24 protein-coding genes are annotated in these 24,166 nt (G+C 73.8%); 9 read left to right on the top strand and 15 right to left on the bottom strand.

The annotated features are described in order from the left end of the window. Nucleotides 1-20: 20 nt before the first annotated feature. From K7862_RS18830 to K7862_RS18840, 3 genes are all read right to left on the bottom strand, one after another. Nucleotides 21-1,730 (bottom strand): ABC-F family ATP-binding cassette domain-containing protein, encoded by a 1,710-nt coding sequence (locus tag K7862_RS18830; RefSeq protein ID WP_222963925.1) that lies wholly within the window; start codon nt 1,728-1,730, stop codon nt 21-23. 79 nt (nt 1,731-1,809) lie between these two features. Next, nucleotides 1,810-3,444 carry a ribosomal protection-like ABC-F family protein gene (gene abc-f, locus K7862_RS18835; protein WP_222963927.1) on the bottom strand — a complete coding sequence of 545 codons (1,635 nt, stop codon included), beginning with the start codon at nt 3,442-3,444 and terminating at the stop codon, nt 1,810-1,812. A gap of 320 nt (nt 3,445-3,764) precedes the next feature. Beyond that, on the bottom strand, nt 3,765-4,193 hold the full coding sequence (locus tag K7862_RS18840) for an SRPBCC family protein (RefSeq protein WP_222963929.1): 429 nt from the start codon (nt 4,191-4,193) through the stop codon (nt 3,765-3,767). 609 nt (nt 4,194-4,802) lie between these two features. Here K7862_RS18840 and K7862_RS18845 point away from each other — a divergent pair. Continuing rightward, nucleotides 4,803-5,612, top strand: a complete 810-nt coding sequence (locus K7862_RS18845) for a hypothetical protein (RefSeq protein ID WP_222963931.1) — start codon at nt 4,803-4,805, stop codon at nt 5,610-5,612. Between the two features lie 40 nt (nt 5,613-5,652). Here the strand turns inward: K7862_RS18845 and K7862_RS18850 are convergent, their stop codons facing one another. From K7862_RS18850 to K7862_RS18875, 6 genes are all read right to left on the bottom strand, one after another. Continuing rightward, complete coding sequence (locus tag K7862_RS18850; protein WP_222963933.1) at nt 5,653-5,976, bottom strand: helix-turn-helix domain-containing protein; 324 nt, start codon at nt 5,974-5,976, stop codon at nt 5,653-5,655. A 530-nt stretch (nt 5,977-6,506) separates the two neighbouring features. Further along, nucleotides 6,507-6,911: an STAS domain-containing protein gene (locus tag K7862_RS18855; protein ID WP_222963935.1), complete on the bottom strand. Its 405-nt coding sequence runs from the start codon at nt 6,909-6,911 to the stop codon at nt 6,507-6,509. 84 nt (nt 6,912-6,995) lie between these two features. Beyond that, nucleotides 6,996-7,358, bottom strand: a complete 363-nt coding sequence (locus tag K7862_RS18860; protein WP_222963937.1) for a DUF488 domain-containing protein — start codon at nt 7,356-7,358, stop codon at nt 6,996-6,998. A 170-nt stretch (nt 7,359-7,528) separates the two neighbouring features. Then, nucleotides 7,529-7,966 (bottom strand): hypothetical protein, encoded by a 438-nt coding sequence (locus tag K7862_RS18865; protein ID WP_222963938.1) that lies wholly within the window; start codon nt 7,964-7,966, stop codon nt 7,529-7,531. A 50-nt stretch (nt 7,967-8,016) separates the two neighbouring features. Next, nucleotides 8,017-8,886 (bottom strand): heavy metal-binding domain-containing protein, encoded by an 870-nt coding sequence (locus K7862_RS18870; protein ID WP_222963940.1) that lies wholly within the window; start codon nt 8,884-8,886, stop codon nt 8,017-8,019. A 13-nt stretch (nt 8,887-8,899) separates the two neighbouring features. Then, nucleotides 8,900-9,841, bottom strand: coding sequence for a heavy metal-binding domain-containing protein (locus K7862_RS18875; RefSeq protein ID WP_222963942.1), 942 nt, complete (start codon nt 9,839-9,841; stop codon nt 8,900-8,902). Between the two features lie 316 nt (nt 9,842-10,157). On the opposite strand from K7862_RS18875, the gene K7862_RS18880 reads away from it, so the two are divergent. Beyond that, complete coding sequence (locus tag K7862_RS18880; protein ID WP_222963944.1) at nt 10,158-10,430, top strand: WhiB family transcriptional regulator; 273 nt, start codon at nt 10,158-10,160, stop codon at nt 10,428-10,430. A gap of 75 nt (nt 10,431-10,505) precedes the next feature. Here K7862_RS18880 and K7862_RS18885 read toward each other — a convergent pair whose 3' ends face one another. Beyond that, a complete protein-coding gene (locus tag K7862_RS18885; RefSeq protein ID WP_222963946.1) occupies nt 10,506-11,477 on the bottom strand; it encodes an NAD-dependent epimerase/dehydratase family protein in 972 nt (323 codons plus the stop codon). Between the two features lie 194 nt (nt 11,478-11,671). Here K7862_RS18885 and K7862_RS18890 point away from each other — a divergent pair, with 194 nt between their 5' ends. Beyond that, on the top strand, nt 11,672-11,977 hold the full coding sequence (locus tag K7862_RS18890) for a hypothetical protein (RefSeq protein WP_222963948.1): 306 nt from the start codon (nt 11,672-11,674) through the stop codon (nt 11,975-11,977). Nucleotides 11,978-12,069: 92 nt separating this feature from the next. Here K7862_RS18890 and K7862_RS18895 read toward each other — a convergent pair whose 3' ends face one another. Together K7862_RS18895 and K7862_RS18900 are read right to left on the bottom strand one after the other, a co-directional pair. After that, nucleotides 12,070-13,290 (bottom strand): PP2C family protein-serine/threonine phosphatase, encoded by a 1,221-nt coding sequence (locus K7862_RS18895; RefSeq protein ID WP_308012060.1) that lies wholly within the window; start codon nt 13,288-13,290, stop codon nt 12,070-12,072. Then, entirely contained in the window at nt 13,280-15,022 is a 1,743-nt protein-coding gene (locus K7862_RS18900) for a sensor histidine kinase (RefSeq protein ID WP_372461591.1), read from the bottom strand. Before K7862_RS18900 ends, K7862_RS18895 begins: the two co-directional genes overlap by 11 nt. Before the next feature lie 367 nt (nt 15,023-15,389). Between K7862_RS18900 and K7862_RS37680 the strand changes: the two genes are divergently transcribed. Then, nucleotides 15,390-15,836, top strand: a complete 447-nt coding sequence (locus K7862_RS37680; protein ID WP_308012061.1) for a response regulator — start codon at nt 15,390-15,392, stop codon at nt 15,834-15,836. Nucleotides 15,837-15,927: 91 nt separating this feature from the next. Here K7862_RS37680 and K7862_RS18910 read toward each other — a convergent pair whose 3' ends face one another. Beyond that, nucleotides 15,928-16,275, bottom strand: coding sequence for a hypothetical protein (locus K7862_RS18910; RefSeq protein WP_222963954.1), 348 nt, complete (start codon nt 16,273-16,275; stop codon nt 15,928-15,930). Nucleotides 16,276-16,463: 188 nt separating this feature from the next. On the opposite strand from K7862_RS18910, the gene K7862_RS18915 reads away from it, so the two are divergent. Then, nucleotides 16,464-18,116 (top strand): M48 family metalloprotease, encoded by a 1,653-nt coding sequence (locus K7862_RS18915; RefSeq protein ID WP_222963956.1) that lies wholly within the window; start codon nt 16,464-16,466, stop codon nt 18,114-18,116. Here K7862_RS18915 and K7862_RS18920 read toward each other — a convergent pair. Further along, entirely contained in the window at nt 18,086-18,814 is a 729-nt protein-coding gene (locus K7862_RS18920) for a 3-keto-5-aminohexanoate cleavage protein (protein ID WP_222963958.1), read from the bottom strand. The two genes, K7862_RS18915 and K7862_RS18920, sit on opposite strands and share 31 nt — an antisense overlap. A 308-nt stretch (nt 18,815-19,122) precedes the next feature. Here K7862_RS18920 and K7862_RS38260 point away from each other — a divergent pair, with 308 nt between their 5' ends. Both K7862_RS38260 and K7862_RS18930 read left to right on the top strand, forming a co-directional pair. Next, entirely contained in the window at nt 19,123-20,865 is a 1,743-nt protein-coding gene (locus tag K7862_RS38260; protein ID WP_222963960.1) for an ATP-binding SpoIIE family protein phosphatase, read from the top strand. 190 nt (nt 20,866-21,055) lie between these two features. Next, entirely contained in the window at nt 21,056-21,835 is a 780-nt protein-coding gene (locus tag K7862_RS18930; RefSeq protein ID WP_222963962.1) for a hypothetical protein, read from the top strand. Nucleotides 21,836-21,922: 87 nt separating this feature from the next. On the opposite strand, the gene K7862_RS18935 is transcribed toward K7862_RS18930, so the two are convergent. Continuing rightward, nucleotides 21,923-22,381 carry a MarR family winged helix-turn-helix transcriptional regulator gene (locus K7862_RS18935; protein WP_262413415.1) on the bottom strand — a complete coding sequence of 153 codons (459 nt, stop codon included), beginning with the start codon at nt 22,379-22,381 and terminating at the stop codon, nt 21,923-21,925. A gap of 132 nt (nt 22,382-22,513) precedes the next feature. On the opposite strand from K7862_RS18935, the gene K7862_RS18940 reads away from it, so the two are divergent. Then, the gene (locus K7862_RS18940; protein ID WP_222963964.1) at nt 22,514-23,074 is read left to right on the top strand and encodes an NADPH-dependent FMN reductase; all 561 of its coding nucleotides are present in this window, start codon (nt 22,514-22,516) and stop codon (nt 23,072-23,074) included. A gap of 237 nt (nt 23,075-23,311) precedes the next feature. After that, a complete protein-coding gene (locus tag K7862_RS18945) occupies nt 23,312-24,118 on the top strand; it encodes an SDR family NAD(P)-dependent oxidoreductase (protein ID WP_372461588.1) in 807 nt (268 codons plus the stop codon). Nucleotides 24,119-24,166: the final 48 nt, after the last annotated feature.

The following is a 24,166-nucleotide window of genomic DNA, read 5'->3' on the forward strand; positions in this document are numbered from 1 at the left end:
TCCTCGGGCGCAAGGGTTCGTCACCGGTTCGAGCGGTGTTCCGCGCCGGCCGGCTCCAGCCGCAGCTCACGGCCCCGCCACCCGCGGCGCAACCACCGGTCGTGGCTCGCCAGGACGATCGCGCCCGGGCCGGGGCCGAGCGCGGCCTCCAGCTCGTCGCACAGGGCGGGGGACAGGTGGTTGGTGGGTTCGTCGAGCAGCAGGAGCTGCGGCGGGCGGGCCACCAGCAGAGCCAGCGCCAGTCGCCGCCGCTGCCCGACGGAGAGCTCCCCGACCGGTCTGCCCAGATCGGCCTCGGGCAGCAGCCCCAGCGAGACCAGCGGGACCTTCTCGGCCCGCTCCCGGCCCAGCACGGCGGCGTAGGTGTCCCGTGCCGACCGGCCGGGCCGGTCGAACGCCGTGTCCTGGGTGAGCAGGCCCACCGTCAGTCCGCGCCGCCTGGTCACGTCCCCGTCGGCCGGCAGGTGTCCGGCGAGCACGGCGAGCAGCGTGGACTTGCCGGCCCCGTTGCCGCCCGTGACCAGCAGCCGGTCGGCCGCCGGCACGTCCAGCCGGTCCAGCGCGAGCCGCCCCGGCACCCGCACGTCCCGCAGGGACACCAGCGCCGCCGCACTCTCCTCCCGGGGCGCCGCCAACTCCCGTGCGGCGAACCGCAGCGGCCGCGGGGGCTCGGCGACCCGCGTGCGCTCCAGCTCCTCGAGCCGCCGGGCGGCGTTGCGCACCCGCCGGGAGATCTGCTGCTGCACCCGGCCGGCCCGGTGGCCGTAGCCCATCTTCTCGTTGTCACGCCGCTCCCGGTCCGGCGCGACGTGCCGTGCGGTCACCCCCACGGCGTGGCGCAGTTCGCCGAGTTCCTGCTGCTCCTCGGCGTACTGCCGCTCCCAGCGCAGCCGGGCGGCGCGCCGTTCACCGAGGTAGGCGCTGTAACCGCCGCCGTAGCGAGCCGGGCCGCCGACCGCGGGGTCGAGGTCGATCAGGTCGGTGCACACGGCGTCCAGCAGCGCGCGGTCGTGACTGGCCACGACCACCGCTCCGGGGAGTGCGCGGACCTGGTCCTCGAGGAAGGCGGCCGCGGCGTCGTCGAGGTGGTTGGTCGGCTCGTCCAGCAGCAGTGCCGACGGCCGCCGGACGAGGAGCGCGGCCAGGGCCAGCCGGCTGCGCTGTCCGCCGGACAGCGAGCCGAGGGCGCGGTTGTGCGGGAGCGCGCCCAGCCCCAGACCCTCCAGGACCAGGGCCGCGCGCCGGTCGGCGTCCCACGCCTCCCGGTCCTGGGCCTGTTCCAGCCTCCTGCCGTAGGTGTCGAGGAGATCCCGGTGGCCGGGATCGTCTTCCGGGACGCGTGCGAGTTCCGCGCCGAGGCGGTCGAGCTCGGCGAGGTCCGCGCGGGCCTCGCGCAGCGCCGCGTCCAGCACGGCGGCGACGGTCGAGGCGGCGTCGAACGGCATCTCCTGGTGGAGGAAGCCGAGGTCGCCGGGGCGGGTGACGCTCCCGGAGTCGGGCCGGTCGACGCCGGCGAGCACCCGCAGCAGGGTGGACTTGCCGGCGCCGTTCTCCCCGATCAGGCCGATACGGCGGCCGGGGGAGGCGGTCAGGCCGACGCCGTCGAGGACGCGCCGGCCGCCCAGGACGCGGACGAGATCGTGAGCCACGAGCGCGGACCGGGCCGGGTGATCGGCCCGGGCGGGCTGAGCGGACCGGGCGGGGTTGACGGGCTGAGCGGGCTGGGGCATGGGGTTTCCGTCCACGGGATCGGTGGTCGGCCCGCCGGGCGTACGGCCTCGGACGCGGGCCACGGCACGGACCCGCCGGTCACACCGCGGGCGCCCCGGTCTCCGTCAGCGTGCCGCCGGCCAGCCGCAGCCGGCGGTTCACCCCGATCTCGGCGAGGAAGCGCTCGTCGTGGCTGACGACGAGGAAGGCGCCCTGGTAGGAGGTGAGGGCGCTCTCCAGTTGACCGACGCTGACCAGGTCCAGGTTGTTGGTCGGCTCGTCGAGCAGCAGCAGATGAGGGGCCGGGTCCGCGCACAGGACGCAGGCCAGAGTGGCGCGCAGCCGTTCACCGCCGGAGAGCACCCCGACCGGCAGGTGGGCGCGGACGCCCCGGAAGAGGAACCGTGCGAGCAGGTTCATCCGCTCGGCCTCGGGCCGCTCCGGCGCGAACGCGGCGAAGTTCTCCGCCACGGTGCGGTCCTCGTCCAGCAGGTCGAGGCGCTGCGAGAGGTAGGCGATCCGGCCGTCGTTCCGCCGGATCAGCCCGTCGCCGGGAGGCAGGTCGCCGGTCAGCAGACGCAGCAGCGTGGTCTTCCCGGCGCCGTTGGGGCCGGTCAGCGCGATGCGTTCGGGGCCGCGGATCGTGAGGTCGACACCCGCGTCCGCGAACACCGGACGGCCGTCGTGGTGGACCTGCATCCCCTCGCCCAGGAAGAGCGTGCGGCCGGCCGGCACCCGTGTGTCGGGCAGGTCCAGGCTGATGCGCTGGTCCTCGCGCAGCGCCCGCCCGGCCTGGTCGAGCCGTGTCTGGGCGTCGGCGACGCGCGAGGCGTGCGTCTGGCCGGCACGGCCCGCCGACTCCTGCGCGCCGCGCTTCATGGTGCCGGCGAAGATCCGCGGCAGCCCGGCGTTCTTCAGGTTGCGGGCCGCGTTGCTCGCCCGGCGCTCGGCCCGCTCGCGGGCCTGCTGCATCTCCCGCTTCTCCCGCTTCACCTCCTGCTCGGCGTTGCGGACGTTCTTCTCCGCGACCTCCTGCTCGGCCCGCACCGCCTCCTCGTACGCGGTGAAGTCGCCGCCGTACAGGCGCAGTTCGCCGCTCCCGAGTTCGGCGATCCGCTCCATGCGGTCGAGCAGGGCGCGGTCGTGGCTGACCAGCAGCAGGCAGCCGGTGAAGTCGGTCAGCACGTCGTAGAGCCGGTGCCGCGCCTCCTGGTCGAGGTTGTTCGTGGGCTCGTCCAGCAGCAGCACGTCGGGGCGCCGCAGCAACTGGGCCGCCAGACCGAGCCGGACGATCTGGCCGCCGCTGAGCGTGCCCAGGTCGCGGTCCAGGGCGAGGCCGGCGAGTCCGAGCCGGTCGAGCTGGGCGCGGGTGCGCTCCTCGATGTCCCAGTCGTCGCCGATGGTGGTGAAGTGCTCCTCGCTCACGTCACCGGCTTCGACCGCGTCGATCGCGCGGATCACCGCGGCGACGCCGAGCACCTCGGCGACGGTGAGGCCGCCGGTCAGCGGCAGGTTCTGCGGGAGGTAGCCGAGAGTGCCGCCGACGGACACGGAACCGGCGGACGGGGTCAGCTCGCCCGCGACGAGGCGCAGCAGGGTGGTCTTGCCGGAGCCGTTGGGGGCGACCAGGCCCGTCCGGCCGGCGGGCAGGGAGAAGGACAGGTCCTGGAAGACGGGAGTGTCGTCGGGCCAGGAGAAGGAGACGTTCGAGCAGACGATGGCGACATCGGACATGGAGGCGACCCCGGACGGGTTGCGGGCAGAGCACATACCTCTGCCCTGGGCAGACGTGGGAAAAAGGGGTACGACGAAGAGGCCACTCCGGCGCTGTGCGCCTCCGGTGGCCGTCAGGTCCGGGTCTCACCCGGAGATGTCGTCGTCACCCGCCACGGCTGCGACTCCTTCGATGGACGGCTCGATGCGCAGCTCGGTAAACGATCTGCGTCGCGACCAGCCTAACAGTCGGCGTCATCGGGGCATCTGACCTCAAGCGGTGGTCCCGGCGGACATCGCCCTCGGACGCCGTGTGCGGCCGGGGGCGATGCCGTACCCGGTCACTTCGCCCGCAGGGGCTTCGCGAAGGACTTGCGCAGAGAACCGGGGGCCGCGACCGGCAGCAGCGCGGCCAGCATCTTTCCCTTGACGGTCGCCGGCTGCCGGGTCAGTTCGACGTCGACCCGGGTGCCGTCGCCCTCCGGGGTCATCCGGAAGACCCAGCCGCCGCCGGCGCCGAACAGCTTGGAGTCCAGCGTGGTGATGGTGACCGTGTCGCCGCCCGGCTGCCAGTCGTAGCGTGCGCGCTCCCAGGCCGCCGAGGTGCCCTCGGTCACCTCGGCCCAGGTGTCGCCGCGGCCGTGCACCGCGAAGTGGTCGGCGTCGATCGTGGGCCAGACCTCGGCACGGGCGGGGCTGAAGTCGGTCAGCGCCTCCAGGACGCCGGAGGGGCTGAGCGTGGACACCAGGTGAAAGTGAACGACTGCCATGGGATTTCCGTTTCTCGATGAGTAACCGTTCTGACCGGTGATGAAAGCGTTCCATGCGACGCCATCACCTGTCAAGGTGGTTACTTTTGCCGCTGTGTTGGCGCCGGGGCGGGCCATCACTCGTGCGGGTGGCGTCTGTCGGCAGCATGCGGCGGGCCGTGTGCCAGGTGCCGACTCGGTCTCATGGGCCAATGGCTCATCAGAAAGCGCCGCAATGCGTGTTGACGTACCGTCACTAGGGCTGGGGGGTGGTCCAATTGGTCGCCAGGAGACCGCCGACGCGTGATCGCGGTGCTCGGACGTCTGACCAGCCTGGGCTTAGGTTCGAAGCGGACGGGCGTGGCCGGAGAGGGCGGCTGAACGCGGTCGGCGCCGGCCCGTGCTCGTCGGAGTCGCGCGGCACCGGGTGCCGCGCCTCAGCGTCGCCGATCGGGTCGGCTCGGGCCGGCCCAGGGGCTATCGGCGCCTTCGGCGCGACGGTTTCTGGGCCCTGGAGGACGGGGTGTCCATGCCGCTGCCACACCAGCACACCACGTCCGATCCGCGTCGCCGCGCCGGTCTCCCCGGCGGCCGGACACCGCGGGGGGCCCGGCTGCCGGGGAGCGGGCGGTGACGGGACACGGCGCCGGCCTGGCGCAGTACGCGGGCCTGGCGGCCGTGGCCAGCGCGGGGGTGTGCTGGCTGAACCTCGCGCGCCGGTTCGCCGACAAGGGACGGCTGGCGGGGTCCCGTTACTCGGTCGGCCTGACGTTCGCGGTCGTCACGGTCACGGTCACCGTGGCCGTGACCACCACGGTTTTGCTCTCACGCACCCAGGGCCTGCCGGCGGCGGCGGCCGGCGTGCTGGCCGGCGCCGGGGTCTTCCCCCGCGCCCGCCAGACGTCCGCCGACACCAGCCGGGCGCTGACCCGGGTGATGTCGCTCGGCATCGCCTATCTGACCGACCGCCTGGTGGACCGGATGCGCCGGGACGAGGCCGCGTGGTGCGAGGCAATGCTGGCCGGGTTCAAGGACTTCGCCCAGATGCAGACCTTCGTCCACACCCTCACCGTCGACTACCTCCAGCCGCGGCTGGACCCCAAGCTCTACACCGACGCCGAGCAGCGCCTTCGGGCCGCGGGGGAGGCGCTCGCGGCGGCCGCCGAGTGCCACGAGCGGATCGACGCGGCGTGCCGGCAGGCCGATCCGCCGGACACGCCCCGCAAGCGGACCATGCCCGAGCAACTCGACTACGATCGCGCGGCCGGAGAGGCGCGCAAGTCCGTCAAGTTCGTGCTGGCGCTGGTCTACCAGCACGGGCGGCGCAGCGAGGACGCCGCCCTGCAGCGCATCCGCTACGAGGCCGCCCCCGACGCCTTCGAGGCCGAGCAGGTCCCGCAGCAGCGCCGCCGGGCCGCCGCCGCGCCGCAGCCCCCCTGACGCCTCCCCGGCGCTGCGGACAGCCGCCTCGGTGGTGCGGTCAGTGACGTGCGGCGAACACCTTCGCCGCGCCGGCGCCGTGCGGCTCGTGGGCGTGTGCCGACTCCCGGGGACGCGGCCGGACCGAGATCTCCACCTGCGCGTCCAGCCCCTCGGCGAGCAGCGCCAGCGAACGGACCGTCAGATCGGCCTCACCGGCGAGCATCTGGTGGACCCGGCCCTCGCTCACCCCGAGCCGGTCGGCGAGCTGGGCGTGCGAGATCCCCCGGGCGGCCAGCAGTCCCTCTATCGACACCGCCGCCTGCCGCGCCAGCCGCGCACCGTCGACGTCGGAACCGGCCGGTGTCCTGGACAGGAAAGACATGGCGCTACCCCCGGATCAGTGGCGGCTTCTCAAGGCCCACGGCCTGAAGCATGCCACCGTGCCGGGGCCCGAGAAACCCCGGGCGCCGCCGCCGCCGCGCCGCACCGCCGCCGCGATTCCCGCCGCGGCCCGCTGACCAGCACCTGGCCGGGACGGATGCTCCCGCATCCGCCGTCACCACGGGACACGCCCTTTCACCCTGAAGCAGGCAACCCCCGAACACCAGCCCGCCGGCCACCGGCCGCCGGGGGCGGCAGAGCCCGTCCGGTCGGTGCGCCGGGAGCCTACGACAAGGACGAGGACCTGCTGACAGGACCTGCTGACCGCGATCGCCGGCGCGGCGAGCGTCAGCATCGAGAACGATCGACACCGGCCTCGACGACCTGGCCGAGCACGCCGGCCGCCTGGCCGGGGTCCCGCTGGAGGAGCTGTGCGACGCCCTGATCACCCGGGACGGGCACGTGTACGACGACGACGTCGCGGTGCTGTCCGTCCGGGCCCCGGCCGGAGCTTCGTAGCCTCGCGGCCGCTCAGTGGGCGGGGTGGGGCCAGTGGGCGAGCGCGCCGACCGGAGGCGCGGTCCGGGTGGCCTCCTCCGCCGAGCGGTAGAACTCGAAACTGTCGCCCATGCCGCTGAGCTCGAAGATCCTGCGGATCCGGCCGGAGACCGACGCGATCCGCAGGGACCCGTGGTTCTCCCGCAGGCGTTTGGTGATCGCCACGACCACGCCCAGCCCCATCGAGTCCATGAAGGTGACGAAACCGAAGTCCAGGACGAAGTGCCGGTGGCCCTGGCCGAGGAGCTTGATCACTCCTTCCCGGACCATGGGGGCGGTGTGGGCGTCCACGTCGCCGTCGATCTCCACGACGGTCCAGCCGTTCACCACGGCGTAGTTCACCATCATGCTCTCGTGCCGGACGATGTTGGCTCGCATGGCATCCCTCCTCTCGCCGCGCCGGTGCGCCTCGGCGTCGACGGTGCTGGCGGCCGGGTCCGTCCCGCACGGACCCCGGCGGTGTCACATGTGCTCGGTCAGCCATTCGGCGAGGACGGCCGCCTGGCTGTGGTCCACGTCCTTGGTTGCGGTCAGCAGCGTGACGTGGTGGTGCGCCGCCAGGTCCTGCAGACGCCCGGTCGCCTCCTGGTGCCCGGCATCGCGCAGCTCCGCCCGGTAGCGGCGGCGGAACTCGGGGAACCGGTCGGGCGTGTGGCCGTACCACTTGCGCAGCTCGGTCGACGGGGCCACGTCGCGCAGCCACTCGTCCAGGTGCGCGTCCTCCTTGCGCATGCCCCGCGGCCAGACCCGGTCGACCAGCACGCGTCTGCCCTCGCGCGGCGCGCTCTCCTCGTAGACCCTGCGGAAAGTGATCTGTCCGGCCATGACCCCGCCTCTCCGGACCGGTCGGCTCCTCGGTCGCCGGCACTCGTTTCACCGGTTCGCGGTCCCCGGCAGGTGTGCGGCTTCGTCCTCCTGCCGGAGCGGACGCCCCCGCCGCCACCATTTTATCGGTGTCGGGCCGGGTGAACCCGTTGTGGCCGCGGCGGCTGCCGTCAGTCGCCGAGCACCAGGCGTTCCAGGGCCGCCCGGGCCCTGGCGTCCGACCGCGCCCGGACCATGACCGCGCCCGCCAGCTCCCGCACCCACTCGTCGAGCGCCACCGGACGCCGCGAGAGGACGACGCCGCGGACCTCCTTGCAGAGCTGCCCCTGCGGGCGTCCGCCCGCCAGGTCCAGGACGAGCCGCTGCTCGCCGAGGACGACCTCGACCCGTTCGACGCGGCCGTCCCGCCCGGCGAGCCGGTCGGCCACACCGCGCTTGCGCGCCACGGTGACGGAGTCCGGCGGCAGTGCGTCGGCCAGCGTCTCGGTGAGCACCCGGGCGTAGACGTCCAGGTCGGCCGCGTCGCTGCGCAGCGCGGCCGCCAGCAGGTCGAGGGAGTCGGCCGCCCCTGAGGGCTCGAAGGGCGTGGGGTCGTGGGGCGAGGTCATCGTCGTTTCTCTCGTGTGGGTGGTGGCTCAGGGCCTGCCGGCCGGAACGGTCAGCCGTCGAGGCCCAGCACGAGGGCCGGGCGCTCGATGACGTGGTCCTCGCGGAGCGGCCGCACGGCGGTGCCGATCGCGAAGAACTCGGTGGTGTGCCCGCCCCAGCGGTGGTTGTGCGCGTTGAGCTGCACGCCGACGACGCCTTCTGCGTGCAGCTCCTCCGCCTCGCGCTGCATCCGCTCCATCGCCAGTTCCCGGGCGTCGTAGAGCGCCTGCGTGAACTGCTCGATCTCCACGTTCTGGCCGATGTTGGACAGCATCTGCCCCATCCGCCGGTGCGCGATGTGGTAGACGCACGTGCCCATCACCATGCCCAGCGGCGCGTATCCGGCGCGGATCAGCGTCCAGAAGTCCTGGCCGCTGAGGTCGGAGGTGAACGGCTGGCCCTTGAGGTTCCGCCAGCTGCCGCCGTTGCCGCCCGGCGCGGGGTGGTCGGCCTTGACGGCGGTGCCGATCGCGATGAACTCGGCGATGTCGTTGCCGAAGTCGCGGGCCTCGACGCTCAGGCGGACGCCGACGATGCCGTCCGCGCCCAGTTGGGCGGCCTCGGCCTCCATGCGGGTCATCGCCAGCTCGCGGGCGTGGTACATCGCCTGGCTCAGCGTCGTCAGTTCCTGGTTCTTGCCCCAGCGGCCCAACTGGATGCCCACGTGGTAGATGGAGCTGCCCAGCACGAGCCCGATCGGCCGGAAGCCGGCCTCGCGGACCAGCAGGAACTCGTTGACCGACAGGTCGCTGGTGAAGATCGAACCCGGCTTGCCCGGCTGCAGTTCGGCCAGCCGCCGCATCGCGTCGGCCGGCACGCCCTGCGGCGGGATGCCGTCGGAGCCGTCGGAGGTGCCATCGGCGGAGTCGAAGACGGTCATGAACGGGTTCCCCTCATCGCATCTCGTTGCCGGGACGGCCCGTGGTCCGCCGGCGTCGTTCCGGACCGACCGGCATCACGGTGAGGGTGCGGGGCGGCGCCCCGCGCACCGTGAAGCAGGCGACGCTGGTGCCCACCAGGGTCGCCTCGGCCAGATGGTCCTCCTGGTCGTTGCTGCTGTTCCTGCGGATGCAGGGTTCCCGCCACACCCGCAGGTCGCCGGCGGCGAGGATCACGCCGTCGCCGCCGCGGCGGCCGCTCTGCGCGAGCAGGTGCGCGCGGGCGTCCGAGCGCACGTCGTGGACGAGGTCGCTCCACCCGCCGACCTCGGTGTTGCTCCACGACATGCGCTGGGCCTGGGTGCGGTAGTCGTCGTGCCGCACGCCGACGGACATCCCGTACAGCAGCTCCACGGGGACCCATCCGGCGGTCACCAGCTTCGCGAAGCCCCGGCCGTCGAGGTGGCAGGTGAACGGCCGCGGGGCCCGCACCGGTCCGGCGGCGCGCACCGCGGTCCCGATCACCTGGAACTCCAGGCAGTTGGACTGTGCCACGAAGGGCGCGACCGTCAGCCGGGCCGCCACCACGCCGTCGCCGCCCAGTGCCGAGCACTCGGCGGTCATCCGGGCGAGGGCGGTGCGGCGGGCCTTGTCGAGCACCTCGACCAGCGCGGACGACGGCGCGCCGCGTCCGGACAGGGCGACGGGCGCGGGGGCGCCGGCCGTCAGCCACCGGCCCATGAACTGGCAGTCGTGGTAACCCCAGTACCGTCCGCGGCGGCCCACGTGATAGACCGCCGACCCCATGACCTGGCCGACCGGCTCGAACCCCACGGCGCGCAACGCGGCGAACTCGCCGGTGGACAGCGCCGAGGTCCAGGTGCCGCTGCTCCGTGCCTCGGCGGTGCGTGCGGCCGCCACCGGGGGCAGTCCCGCCCCCGTCCAGTCCCCGCTCATGCCGGCCCCATCCCCGTCCTCGTACCGACCACGCCACAGGCCCACGCCACAGCGGCCCGGAGTCTACGCCCGTCCGCCGCCCGGACCGCGATGAGGTGGGGGAAGACGCATGTGGGGGACGGCGGGACCGGACAGGGCAGACGGAAAGGCCCGGGCTGGCGCGTCGCCGGGGCGAGGGGCGGGGGATGGAGCACGCTGGGTTTGGGCGGACTTGGACGAGTCGGGGCCGCTTGCGCAGATTCGCCCGCGCCTCACTGGATAGGCGCATGGGGAAACGCGAAAGTCCGAGACCGACCGTGCGAGCGATGGAGGAACCATGGTCAACGAGTGGCAAGACCGCGCCGCCTGCCGCGACGAGGACCCGGAGCTGTTCTTTCCCGTGGGTACCAGCGGCCCCGCGCTGCTGAGGATCGAGGAGGCCAAGGCGGTCTGTCATCGCTGCCCGGTCATGGAGCAGTGCCGGCGCCTGGCGCTGGAGAGCGGCCAGGACAGCGGCGTCTGGGGTGGCCTCACCGAGGAGGAACGCCGGGCCGCCCGGCGGCGCGCCAGCCGTGCGCGCGCCAACCGGGTCTCCGCGCACACCACTTAGGGCCCGCGCGGCCCACCGCCGCGAGTCCGCCGACCGCACGAAGGAGTCAACTCGGGGGCTAGCAGCGGGCGTTCGTCAGACGGCGAGCGGAACCGCCACCCGGAGCCGGTCGTGGGCGACCAGCCAGCGGACGGATTCCAGCAGCGCGTCCTCGGGTTCGTAACGCGGTGCGTAGCCGAGAAGCGTCCGGGCCTTGTCGATGCTGAGGCACTGGCTGCGGTGCAGATGGTCCCAGCTCATCCCGGCGAACTCGGCCGTGGTGGACCCGCGGAACTCCTGCCAGGTGACCGGCTCCAGCTTCGCGGTCCGCCCGAACCAGCCGGCGACGGCGTGGGCGTAGCCGCGGACGTTCAGGGCGGACGGCGCCACGACGTTGAAGTCCTCGCCCGCGGCGGCGTCCCTGCGTTCCAGAGCGCGTTCGAAGGCCTGGGCGACGTCGTCTGCGTGCACGTGGTGCATCAACTCGGCGCCGGTGCCCGGGATCCGCAGCGGGTGCCCGGCCGACAGGGCCGCCCAGACGCCGGGATCGAGGTTGCCCAGCGGCCCGATCGGCTGCCACCCGGGGCCGACGATGTGCCCGGGATGCAGGGACGTCGTGGTCAGGCCGCCCGAAGCGGTCTCCTGCTTCAGCATCCGCGCGATGCGGTCCTTCAGGATCCCGTACTCGCCGACCGGCGGGGTTCCGTCGGCCTCGGTGATCGGCACCCTGTGGCTGGGGCCGTAGCGCCACATCGTGCCGCAGTGCAGCAGGTGCCCGGTCGCGCCGCGGAGGTGCCCGACGAGTGCGGCGGCCGCGTCCGGCGTGAAGCACACCAGGTCGACGACGGCGTCCGGGCGCAGCCCGGCCACCCGGCTGCCGAAGGTTCCCGCGGCATCCTCCTGCTGCCGGTCCGCGGCGACGTGGCGTACCTGCTGCCACTCCGGCGCGTCGGCGTACGGCGCGCGGGTGCCCCGGCTGAGGGAGATCACTTCGTGGCCGGCCCGCACCAGCCGGGGGACGAGGAACGTGCCGATGTGCCCGGTCCCGCCGATGACGACGACGCGCATGCTGCCCCAATCAAGGTCGGACGGGCCGGTGCGCCCGCCGCCGGACGCCGGGCCCGGTCACGCTGTGCCCGGCCCGTCACGGTGTGTCCGGACGGTCACCCACCGTGGGGAACCTGCGCGCCCCCGTCCCGCGTCGGACAATGGACGGCAAGGGGGACGCCCGGCCCGCAAGGCAAGTGCCAGGAGGTTCTCTCATGAGCAGCGATCTGAGCAAGCGCAGGGACGCGCGCAGCGGTGCCGAGCCGGTCACCGCCAAGTCCGCGCGCAGCCTGCGGCTGCGGCTGTCGGTCATCTACGCCCCGGTGTTCCTCGTCCTGTGCGGGCTGCTGGCCTGGGGGGCGGCGGAGACGGAATACAGCGACACCCAGACGGTGATCATCGCGATGTCGACCGCCTGCTTCGTCCTCTTCTTCATCGCGATGGTCGACGCCGTGCGGCTGAGCCTGCAGTACCGCCGCGAGACGCACCCGCGGCCGTCGCGGGGAGCGCACGCGATGTGAACGGCCTCCCGTGCCGCGCGGCGCGGCACCGCACGCACGTGATGCGGACGGCTCGGCACGTACGGTGCCGGGCCGTCCGCCTTCGCGGCGCCTCACCAGCTGAGCATCAGCAGCGCGATGTCGTCCTGGTGCCGGCCCGCGTCCATCTCCTGCGCGGTGGTGGCGAGATGGTCCACCAGCGGGCGGCCGGACAGCGGGGGAGCGGCGTCGACCAGCGACATCAGCCCCTCGGTGCCCAGCCGCAGGCTTCCCGGACCGACATGGCCCTCGGTCAGGCCGTCGGTGAACAGCAGCAGCGACCCGGCCGCGGGCAGCGGCACGTCGACCGTGCGCCAGCCCGCGGCGCCGGGCACCAGGCCCAGCGCGATGCCGGGCTCGCCGTTCACCTGCCGGGCCGGCAGCGGACCCGCGGCCGCCTTCTCCAGCAGCAGCGGTGCCTCGTGGCCGGCCAGCGTGATCCGCATCCGCGCGGCGGCGCCGTCCGACCCGGGTGTCAGGGACAGCGTCGCGACGGTCGCGAACAGCGAGGAGGAGGTGCGCTCCGCGACCAGGAGCTGCTCGATGAGGCCGAGCAGGCCGGCGTCGCGGTGGCCGCCGAGGATGAGCGTGCGCCAGGCGATCCGCAGGCACACGCCGATCGCGGCCGCGTCCGGGCCGTGGCCGCTGACGTCCCCGATCACGGCGTGCAGGGTCCCGTCGGGGGTCTCCACCACGTCCAGGAAGTCGCCGGCCAGCAGCGCCCCCTCACGTCCCGGCAGGTAGCAGGACGCGGTCGCCACCGCCGTGCCGGTCCGCAGGGGGACCGGCAGCAGCCCTCGCTCCAGCCGCTGGTTCTCCTGTGCCCGCTGCTCGTTGAGCCGCAGCCGGGCCGCGGTCTGCTCGGCGTTCTTGCGGTGCACCGCGTAGCGGATGGCCCGGTCCAGCAGTTCGCCGTTGACCGTGCTCTTGACCAGGTAGTCCTGGGCGCCGGCCGCGACCGCGTCCACGCCGGCCCGGCTCTCGGCCATCCCGGTCAGCACGATGACGGCGGCCGACGGGCAGACCGCCTGGGTCTGCCGCACCGCGTCGATGCCGGAGGCGTCCGGCAGATGCAGGTCGAGCAGGACGCAGTCCGGTGGCTCCTGCGCCATGCGGTCCATGGCGTCGGCGAGGGTCTGCGACCAGTGCAGGCGGACCCGCAGCGTGGTGTCGGAGAGGTACTCCTCGACCAGCAGGGCGTCGCCGGAGTCGTCCTCCACCAGCAGCAGGCGGAAGGCTTCGGCGGCCGGGGCGGGCGCCGGCACGCGCTGGAGAGCTGTCTGATCACTGGTCACGGCTCAACGCCCCTCCCGCACGGGATGCCCGGTCCGCGCTGTCGGGAGCGACGGTACCGCTCGCCGCGGTGCCACCCGTGGCGTTCGCCGGGGACGGGACGGCGTGCCGGCCCGGCGTGCGGCCGCCCGAGTCGGCGTCCACTGTGCCGCCGGACGGCTCACCGCCGCCCATGCCTGGCTCGTCGTCCCCGTGGCCCTCGTGATCCGCGTCCGGAACAGCGACCGGCACCGGCTCGTCGGCGCGGCGCGGCAGCGTGAAGACGAAGCGGGTGCCGGGCTCGTGCTGGAGATCGATGGCGATCGTGCCGCCGTGGAAGTCCACGATCTTCTTGCAGAGCGCCAGCCCGATGCCGTTGCCGGGATAGGCGTCCCGGGTGTGGAGCCGCTGGAAGATCACGAAGACGCGCTCGGCGAACTCCGCGGCGATCCCGATGCCGTTGTCGGTGACGGCGAACTCCCACTCCTCGTCGGAGGCCGCCGTCACCGACAGGTGGATGCGCGGCGGCCGGTCGGGGGCACGGAACTTGACGGCGTTGGACAGCAGGTTCTGGAAGAGCATGCCGAGTTGGGTGGCGTCGCCCTTCACCACCGGCAGGGGATCGTGGGTGACCTCGGCGTCCGCGTCGGCGATCGCCAGGCTCAGCGACTCCACCGTCCTGCCGTACAGGGCTTCCAGGTCGACCTCCGAGGTCTCGGCGTGCACCCGCCCGACGCGCGAGAAGGCCAGCAGGTCGTTGATGAGGGTCTGCATGCGGTTGGCGCCGTCCACCGCGAACCCGATGTACTGCACGGCGCGTTCGTCGAGCTGGTCGGCGTACCGGCGCTCGAGGAGCTGGCAGAAGCTCGCCACCTTCCGCAGCGGCTCCTGCAGGTCATGGGAGGCCACGTAGGCGAACTGCTCCAGCTCGGCGTTGGACCGCCGCAGGTCGGCGGTCTGCTCGTCCAGCCGGGCGCGCGCCAGGTCGCGCAGGGCCAGGGTCTCCACCAGCCGCCCGCGCATGTAGTCCACGTCCAGGGCCAGCGCGCGGATGTCCGCGGGGCCCGCCGGCGTGAGCAGGTGCGCGAAGTCGCCGTCCGCGACCGTCCGCACGTCGTGGGAGAGCCGGGTCAGCGGCCCGGTCACGCCGCGGCGCAGCCCGGCGAAGATGAGCACGACGAGCACGGCGATCACGGCGGCGATGAAGCCGAAGATCCAGTCGCGTTCGGCGTCGGCCCGCCGCAGGTCCGCCCTGGCCCGGTCACGTCGCTCGGCGAGCGTGCTCTCCAGGCGGTCGCCGGCCGTCCGCACCGCGTCGAACTCCCGCTTGCCCTCGTCCGCCCGCTGCGTGGCCAGCGCGACCGGAGCTCCCGCGGGCGCCGCCGCGATGGGCCGGGCGACGCGGGACTGCCAGGTCTCGACCCGGAGCAGCATCGCGTTCAGATCGGCCGCCGTACGGGTGTCGTGCGCCAGGAGCTGCCGGAGCGTGGCCGTCTGCGCCCGCTGGGAGGCCAGGCCCTCGATGTAGGGCTGGAGGAACGAACGCTGACCGGTCAGTCCGTAACCGCGCACCGCCGTCTCCTGGTTGACCAGTGCCTCGTCCAACTGGACTGCGGCGACCTGGGCCGGCGTGACGGAGTCGGAGAGGTTGTCGGTGAGGCGGGTCGAGCGGGCGAACACCCAGCCACCCGCCACCGACAGGGCCACGAGCACGGCGAGCGCGGCACAGGTGCCGACGGTCAGCCAGCGGCGCACGGTCCAGCCGCCGGTGGCCGGCGCCCGCCTCCTGCGGACCTTGGTCCCAGCGGGCCGCGCACCGTCCGGTTCGGCCCGCTGCTCCGCATCGGGGACACCCTCGCTGACCACGACCGCTCCTCGTCCGCGTGTTCCGGCAGCCACGGCGGGCGGCATGCGGGGGAACACACGGCACCGCGAACACCCGCAGCCGGGCAACAGTACACCGGTTCGAGGACGTGAGTTGTTCCCCCGAGGTAACCCCCGTATACAGTGCTCGCGTGCCCTGCGAGCGGATCTTCGTACCGCGTGGCACCGGTCAGCTCCGCACCGCACCGCCGATCCGACCGGCCCTGCGCCTGCCCGCCCGGACTCTTGGGAGCCCTTCGTGAACGCACTTCTTCCCGACCGCTCCTACCACGTCCTGCTCGTCGAGGACGACGCCGCGGACGCGCTGCTGATCGAGGAGGCGATGACGGACAAGGGGATGGTCCGGTCCATCTCCCGTGCCACCGACGGCATCACGGCGCTGGAGTACCTGCGCGCGCCGGAGAACCCCCGGCCCGACCTGATCGTGCTGGACCTCAACATGCCGCGGATGAACGGCCGTGAGCTGCTGGGCGTGCTCAAGAACGACCCGGAGCTGGGCATGATCCCGATCGTCGTGCTCACCACGTCGTCCACCCCGGACGACATCGCCGCCGCGTACAGCCGCCACGCCAACGCCTATGTGACGAAGCCGGTCAATCTGGACGACTTCCTGCAGGCGGTCCGCCGTATCGACGAGTTCTTCCTGGAGATCGCGAGCGTCCCCGAACAGCACGGCGAGGGCTGACCGTTCGGGCCGCGGCGTGACGCGGACCCGCCGCCGCCGTGCGACGGCCGGCCCGTCCCGCCCCGGACGGAGGCAGGACAGGCCGCGCCGCTCACGCAGCCGGCGGGTCCGACGGGCCGCCGCCGGAAGCGCCCGCGGCCGTGGGGGCGGCGCCCTCCGGCACGCCCGCCGTTGAGGGGCCGCCTTCCGGGAGACCACTGTCCGCCGAGGCGTCCTGTGCGGGGCCGGGCGCCGACGCGTCCTGCGAAGGGCCGGTCTCCGGGCCTCCCACGGGCCTGCTGAACCAGCCGGCGTCCTGCCCCGCGTTCCGCAGTTCGCCCAGCGCCTCGCCGACCTGCTGGTTCGCCGCCTGTGCGGCGCTCCTCGCCTCGGCTATGACGTCGCCTCGCTGCTCCACGATCTCGTCGTAGATCGGCGACGGCTGCGTGCTGTCCGTCATCGTTTCTCCTCCGTGTGTACCCCGCGTGGCGCGGAGCGGCTGACGAGTCTAGTCACGTCACGCACCGTGATCACCGCAGGTACGGGGTGTCAGACGAGGGGCGGAGGGTGCTGCGGGGGCGCGGTAGGATCCGCCGTCGTCGCCGGCGCGTCCGTGCCGGCGGGTCCCGTGGGGGGAGAGCTTCACCGATGACGTTCCGACTGCGTGCCGTTCGCGCGCTCGCACTGCTGGCCGGCTTCTACCTGCTCGGCGTGGTGCTGCTCGCGGCCATGGCGGTGCTCGACTGGCTGCTGGTGACACGGCTGTTCAGCGCCGGCGCCGCCTCGTTCGAGGGCATGATCCTCACCGTCACGGTGCTGCTGGCGCTGGCCATCGTGCGGGGCATGGTGGTGTTCCTGCGGGCGGGCCGCCTCGGCCCTGTGACGGACGGGGTCGCGGTCACCCCTGATGAGCAGCCCGCGTTGTGGGAGCAGGTGCGGGCCGCGGCCGCGGCGACCGGCCAGCAGCCGCCGGACGAGCTGTACCTGACCGCCGAGGTCAACGCGGGAGTGGCCGAGCACTCCCGGATGCTGGGCCTGATCGGCGGGCGCCGCCGGATGTTCCTCGGCCTGCCGCTGCTCGCCGGCCTGACCGTTCCGCAGCTCCGGGCCGCCCTGGCCCACGAGTTCGGCCACTACGGCAATCTCGACACCCGGCTGGGCGGCATCACCATGCGCGGCCGCAAGGCCGTGATGCGCACCGTCGAACTGTTCGCGACCGGCAGCACGCAGTGGCACCGCATCATCGGCTCGCTCTACATGGGTTACGCGCGGTTCTTCCTGCGCACCTCGCAGTCGGTGGCCCGTGGGCAGGAACTGGCCGCGGACCAGGTCGCCGCCCGTTACGCCGGACGGGATGCGACGGCCGCCGTCCTGCGCGCCCTTCCGGTGCTCGGCGCCGCCCACGCCCACTACCGCGACACCTACGCCACCCTCGGTGCGCCGGTCGGCGCGCTGCCGCCGGCGGGGGAGGTGCACGCCGGGTTCCGGCGGATGCTCGATGCCCGTACCGAAGAGGCGCTGGCCGAACTCGCGTCCGGGCGGCGGGCGCCGCGGCCCCACCGGTACGACTCGCATCCGCCCACCGCCGAACGCCTCGCCCTGATCGAGAAGCTGCCCGACGACGCCTCGGCGCGGGCGGGCGGGCCGGACGACGGGACCGCGGCGCTGAGTCTGCTGGGCGACCGCGAGCGCGTGTTCGCCGAACTGGAGGCCCGCACCCTGACGCCGCAGGCGGCCGCGCTGCCCCGGATGAGCTGGGACGAACTCGTCACCGCACGGGCCGCCGCCGACGCGGAGAGCTGGTCGCGGCCACTGCGGCTCGCCGTCGCCCGGGCGGAACGCTCCGTCGAGCAGGGCGGCGACGCGGCGCCACATCGGCGCCGCGACCTCGCGGCCGAGGACGTGGCGGACGAGAGCCTGCCCGGCCTGCCGGAGGTCCTCGACGCCTTCGATCGCGGCCTGTTGTGGATGGCAGTCGCCGACCGGCTGCCCAAACCGCCGCAGGCGGCGCGGCTGACCGGCGTGTCGGCCCGCAACTTCGTGCGCCCGCGTGTCTTCGACGGCCTCGCGGGCATGGTCCACCTCCACCTGGCCGCCGCCGGACTCACCACCCCCGACATCGCCTGGGCGGGGCGGCCCGGCCTCGCACTGCCCGAGGTGTGGGAGCGGGGGATGGACGAAGCCCTGGACGCCGCGGTCGCCGACACGCCGGACACGGCGCCGCTGCGGGCCCTGCTCGCGGGGACCGACCGGGTGGCGCTGCCGGAACCTCAGGCGGACGCGGAGCGCCGGACGATCTGACGGGCGGCGCGCACGAGGCCCGCGTTGTCCGCCGCCGGGGAGCCGTCCGGCAGCAGGAGGACGTCCTCCAGGCCGATCCTGACGGCCAGCCGCCGGGCCACGGCGAGGCGGAGGACGGGCCAGGCCGCGTCGTCCTCGCCGTGCAGAAGGATCGGGGAGGCCGTGCCGGGCGCGAGCCCGGCCAGCAGCCCCGCGGCGGCGTCCAGTGCGGTCCGGGGGTGAGTGTCCGTCACCTCTGCGAGCACGCGCACGACACGGTGGGCGTCCGGCCAGGCGGCGAAACGGGCGGCCGCGGACGTCCCGGAGAAGAGGCCCGCCTCGATGCCGACGCCGCGCGCCAGCAGGGTCGCGGCGACGGTTTCGGCACCGTCCTCGTGCCAGTTCACCGAGGCGTGATCCGGCAGCACCGTCCAGGAGCGCACCTGGGCCGCCCGCGCCGCGGGGTCCGGCGTCGCCCAGGCGCCCGTCGTGACGCCGACGGGAATTCCTGGGACCGCGGCGCGCACGGCGGTGAGCGCCGCTGCCACCGCGTCGGCGTCCAGCGTGTCCTGTCCCCGGCGGTCCTTGGGATGCAGGTGGACGTCCGACGCCCCCGCGGCGACCGCTGCCCGGGCCGCCGCCGCCAGTTCCGCCGGGGTCACGGGGAGACCGGCGTGTTCGGCACGGGTCCTGGCACCGTTCAGACAGACCTGCAGCATGTCCCGATCGTCTCACCGGGGTCCGACAGGGACGGGTCCCTCGGCCGGGCCACCAGGCGACGGGGTGACGCCCTCTCACCGCTGACCCGCCGCCCGCCCGATCACCGGCGGTGGGGCCCGGAGCGCGTCGTCCCCCCGGGACCGGCGGTACCGCGGACCTGCGGCGCCCTGACCGCGCTGTCCTCCCCGCGGAGGGCGCACGCAAGATCGCTCATATGTCGCATACACGCTGATCTCCGGATTTATCCTGGATCTGGTCTCACCCGAGGCCAGCGCAGGGTCCGGCCGTCCGGCGTCCAGGAGGTCCCGTGTCCCAGGAAGGCTCGTCCGGCGACGAGCCCGGCTCGTCCGCGGCCGGGACGGCACGCCCCCGCGAGCGCCTGCGGCTGCTGGAACGCGCGGCCACACAGGTGGGCACGACCCTCGATCTCTTCCGGACCGCCGCGGAGCTGGCGGACCTCGCCGTGTCGGACTTCGCCGACCTCGCCGTCGTGGAACTGCTCGACCCGGTTCTGCGCGGCGAGGCGCCGGAACCCGGTCCCGTCGACGAACCGGCCGCGGTGCGACGCGCGGCCGTCGCCACGAGCGACGGCTGGGACCTGGGCCGGGTCCGGGGCGTCGGCGACGCCCGGGTGCTGCGCTTCGGCTCGCCCTACGCCCAGGCCCTCACCGACCTCAGGCCGCGTCTGGTCCGCCGCCTCACCCCCGAGGACCCCTGGCTGCGCCGCGAGCCCGAGATCATCAGGTTCGCGGAGGAGGAGGGGGCGCAGTCGCTGATCGCGGTGCCGCTCACGGTCCGCGGGGTTCCCCTGGGCGTGGCCTCCTTCTTCCGCCTGGGCAGGGCCCGCGGCTTCGACGAGGAGGATCTCGCGCAGGCGGTGGGACTGGCCTCCTTCGGCGCCGTCTGCCTGGACAACGCGCGCCGCTACGCCAGGGAGAAGGCGCTGGCCCGGCTCGTCCAGCGCACGCTGGTGCCGCGCCGGATTCCCGCGCGCGTGGCCGCCGAGACCGCCTGGACGTTCCTGCCGGTCGCCGCCGGCGGTTCCTGGTTCGACGTGGTGTCGGTCTCCGGTGCCAGGATCGTCTGCGTCGTCGGCGAGGTCGCCGGTCACGGCATGACCGCCGTCAGCCTGATGGGTCAGGTCAGCACGGCCGTCTCGACCCTCGCCGCGGTGGACATGGCGGTCGACGAGATCCTCGCCCGTGTCCACGACCTCGTCGTCACCGCGGAGACGGGGCGCTCGACGCTCTCCGCGGACGGGCCCCGCGCCGACGGGCTCGGGGTCGGCTGCGTGCTGGCCCTCTACGACCCGGTGAACGGCTCCTGCACGGTCGCCCGCGCCGGCGGTCCGGCGCCTACCGTGGTCTTCCCCGACGGCGACACCACCGTGCTCGACGTCCCGTCGGGTCCGCCGCTGGGCGGCCAGGGCGCGCCGTCGTATCCGCTGTCCCGCTTCGACCTGCCGGACGGAAGTCTGCTGGCCCTGCACACCGCGAGCCTGACGGAGCCGGGTCCGCCCCTGGTGCGCTCCCTGGTCGCGGCGGGCGGCGACCTCCACAAGGCGTCGGACTCGACACTCGCCGAGATGTTCCCCGAGGGACCGTCGGAGGACACCGTCCTCTTCCTGGCGCGCACCCGCGTCCTGGGACCGGACCGCACCTGCTCGTGGACGCTGGCCAACCGGCCGGAGAGCGTGGCCGACGCCCGCGGGCTGGTGTCCCGGCAACTGACCGCCTGGGGACTCGACGAGCTCGTGCCGGGCACCCAACTCCTCGCCAGCGAACTCGTCACCAACGGCGTGCGGTACTCCACCGGGGAGGTCGAGCTGCGGATCATCATGCGGGAGCACACCCTCGCCTGCGAGGTCACCGACTGCAGCAACGCGGCCCCGACACTGCGGCGCGCGCAGGACGACGACGAAGGCGGCCGTGGGCTCTTCCTCGTCTCCCGGCTCGCCCTGGACTGGGGCGTACGGCCGACGGCGCGCGGCAAGACGATCTGGGCCGAACAGCTCCTCCCCGGCCACGACAAGAGCGACCGCGATTCCTGACCGCCCGGGCGGGCCTGCCGGATGCGGCCGGCCACCGGCACGGGACCCGGGCACCGTGGCCGCCCCCTCCGCCAACGGCGGCTGACGCACGGCGGTTTGCGGGCCGCGCGCCGATGTTCCCCGACACCGGACACGTCACGTCCATCCGTCATGATGTCCGCGGACTACGGACGAGCGGAGGGGAGCCGGCGTGATCAGCGAGCCGGAGATGAACGAGGGGTCCGAGCGCGGAGCCGGCGCCGACGTGCTGAGCGGAGGCGGCCCTGCCGCGGGCGGACGCCGCACCGGCGCCCGGCCCGCCTGGCGCTGGGTGCTCGCCGGCTTCGCGGCGGCCTGCGTCCTGGGGACGGCGGTGTGGGACGTCACCGGCTACGGCCGGACCTCGGCGCCCGATCTGCACGGCTACCACGTGGGTGCCCAACTCTGCACCGCACAGCACCTCCAGCCGCTGACCGACGCGATGGCCGCACAGGCCATGGTCGGGACCCCGCTGGCGACCCGGCGGGGGAGCGCCGTCGACCACACCGCGTGCCTGCTGAGCGGCTCGGTCTCGCACGGTGACGGCTGGACGACGGATTACCTCGTCTCCCTCACGGTCGACCTGCACAAGAAGGACGACCCGCGCGCCGAGTTCGACGACGCGGTGCGCGTCGCTGCCGCCTCCCCGACGCCCGGGGCCGCCGCCCTGCCCGCCGTGCTGGGCGGCGAGCACGTGACCGTCAGGCCGTACGCGGGCATGGGCGACCGCGCCTACCTCGCGACCAGCACCTCGCGGCAGAGCCTCAGCGTCCTGCAGGGCGGCGCCGTCCTGTCGCTCAGCGTGGAGGCGTCCAACGCCTGGGAGGAGGCGGGCCGCCCGCCCGCAGGCGGGAACGACGTCCTGCCGAACCCCCGACCGGCGGACACCACCGCCTTGCGTGGGGCGCTGCCCGCGGCGATGCGGGTCGTGATGAGCACGCTGACGCAGTAGGGCACGGCCCTCGGGCCGACGCAACGGTCCTCGGCGGGCAAGTGGGCGCCGGGGGCCTGCCTGCCCCCCTCGGAGGCGGGTGGGCGTTCAGGAGGTGACGGCGATGCGCTTGAGGACCGAGGTGAACTGCGCCAGGTCCTCGCCGGCCACGTGGTCCAGGAGGTGGCGGCGCACGCTGGCCAGATGCACCGGCCAGGAGTCCTCCAGCGCGGCCAGGCCCGCGTCGGTGAGGACGGCGTTCCAGCCGCGCCCGTCCTCGGCGCACTTCATCCGCGTGACGAGGCCGCGCTGCTCCAGGCGGTTGACGATCCTGGTCATGCCGCTCAGCGAGAGGTCGGCGGCGGCCGCGAGCTCGTTCATGCGCAGGGCGTGGTTCTCGGTCTCGGACAGGTGCCTCAGTGCCTCGTACTCGCTGAGCGGGAGCCGGCCGGCGCGCGCCATGTCCAGCTCGACGGCACGCGGCAGGGCCGTCAGGACACGCCCCAGGGCGCGGACGAAGTCTTCCTCTGTCGCGGTCATCGGCGTCAGCGCGCTCTCACTGGTCATGTACCCATCGTAAGACGTTGTCACGTCAAGCAAGGGCACTATCCGTTTGCTTGACGCAGCAACTATCGCGGCGTTTACTTCACTCTGCAAGTACCCGCTCGGGTCCCCCGACCCGAACCGAAAGGCTTTCGCATGACCAAGATCGGCATCATCCTCGGCAGCACCCGTCCCGGGCGTAACGGCGAGGCAGTGGCGCGTTGGGTTCTCGACGTCGCCCGGAAGCGCGACGACGCCGAGTTCGAGCTGATCGACCTGCTCGACTACAAGCTGCCGCACCTGGACGAGGCGATCCCGCCGTCCATGGGCCAGTACACCCAGCCGCACACCCAGAACTGGGCGCGCACCATCGACGGGTTCGACGGCTTCGTCATGGTGACGCCGGAGTACAACCACTCCACGTCCGGCGCCCTGAAGAACGCCATCGACTTCCTCTACGGCGAGTGGAACAACAAGGCCGTGGGCTTCGTCAGCTACGGCGGCGCCGGCGGCACCCGCGCGGTCGAGCACCTGCGCCTGATCGCCGGTGAGCTGCAGATGGCGGACGTGCGCTCGCAGGTCGCCCTGTCCCTGTTCCACGACTTCGTGAACTTCAGCGAGTTCAAGCCGGGCGACTTCCAGGTCGAGGCGCTGAACACCACGCTGGACCAGGTCGTCGCCTGGAGCACCGCCCTCGCCCCGCTGCGGGCCAAGTAGGGACCAGGATCCGCGCGAGGGCGATGGGGATCGCCCGCGGATCCTCTGTGCCGTGTGGCCCGGACGTCGCGGAGTGCGTCCCGGGCCACACGGCCGTCCGGGCGCCGCCCGGACACGCCGCGTCGGCGGCCCGCTCCGGACGGTGGACGGGGCGGCCCGCCGGATCGGCCGGCGCCGGCTCCCGTGCAGGCGAGGGACCACGGCCCGGGTGATGATGGCAGGCAGGAGGAGGCCGCCATGGGACAGGCGATGCGGGAACCCCGCGCCGAGACCGGGCCGCGGGGCGCGCGGGCTGCTGCCGTCGGCGTGGCGCTGGTGACCGGCGCGTCCTCCGGCATAGGCGCGGCCGTGTCGCGGCGCCTGGCAGGCGACGGCTGGGACCTGCTGGTCGCCGGCCGGCAGCGGGACCGGCTGGAGGCCGTCGCCCGCGAGACGTCGGCCGCCACGCTCTACGGCGACCTCGCCGCCCCCGGCGGAGCCCGCGAACTCGCCGCCCGCGCACTGACCGTCGCCCCGAGCGTGCACCTGCTGGTGGCCGCGGCTGGCGTCGGCTGGGCGGGGCCGTTCACGTCCATGCCGAACGACGCGATCGACGAGGTCATCGGCGTGGATCTGACCGCCGTGATCCACCTCGTGCGCGGCGTGGTCCCCCGGATGGTGGAACAGCGGCGCGGGCAGATCGTGCTGATCGGTTCGTTCGCGGGCTGTGTCGGTGTCCGCGACGAGGCGGTGTACTCAGCGGCGAAGGCCGGGCTGGGCGCCTTCGCCGACGCTCTGCGGTACGAGCTCACGGGCACCGGCGTCCGGGTCACCCACATCGTGCCCGGCGTGGTCGACACGCCTTTCTTCGCGAGGCGCGGCGTCCCGTACGTCCGGCAGACGCCGAGACCCATCCCGCCGGAGCAGGTGGCGGACGTCGTGGCCCGCGCGGTGCGCGGGCGCTGCCCGGACGAGGTGTTCCTTCCCCGGTGGCTGCGCTTCCCGGTGGCGATCCGCGGCCTCGCGCCCTTCCCCTTCCGGCGGCTGTCCTCCCGTTTCGGCTGAGAGGCGGGGCGAAGGAACACGCCATCGGCCGGGTCAGGAGGGAGGGAC

The organism is Actinacidiphila acidipaludis (assembly GCF_019890725.1).
Lineage (GTDB): Bacteria > Actinomycetota > Actinomycetes > Streptomycetales > Streptomycetaceae > Actinacidiphila > Actinacidiphila acidipaludis.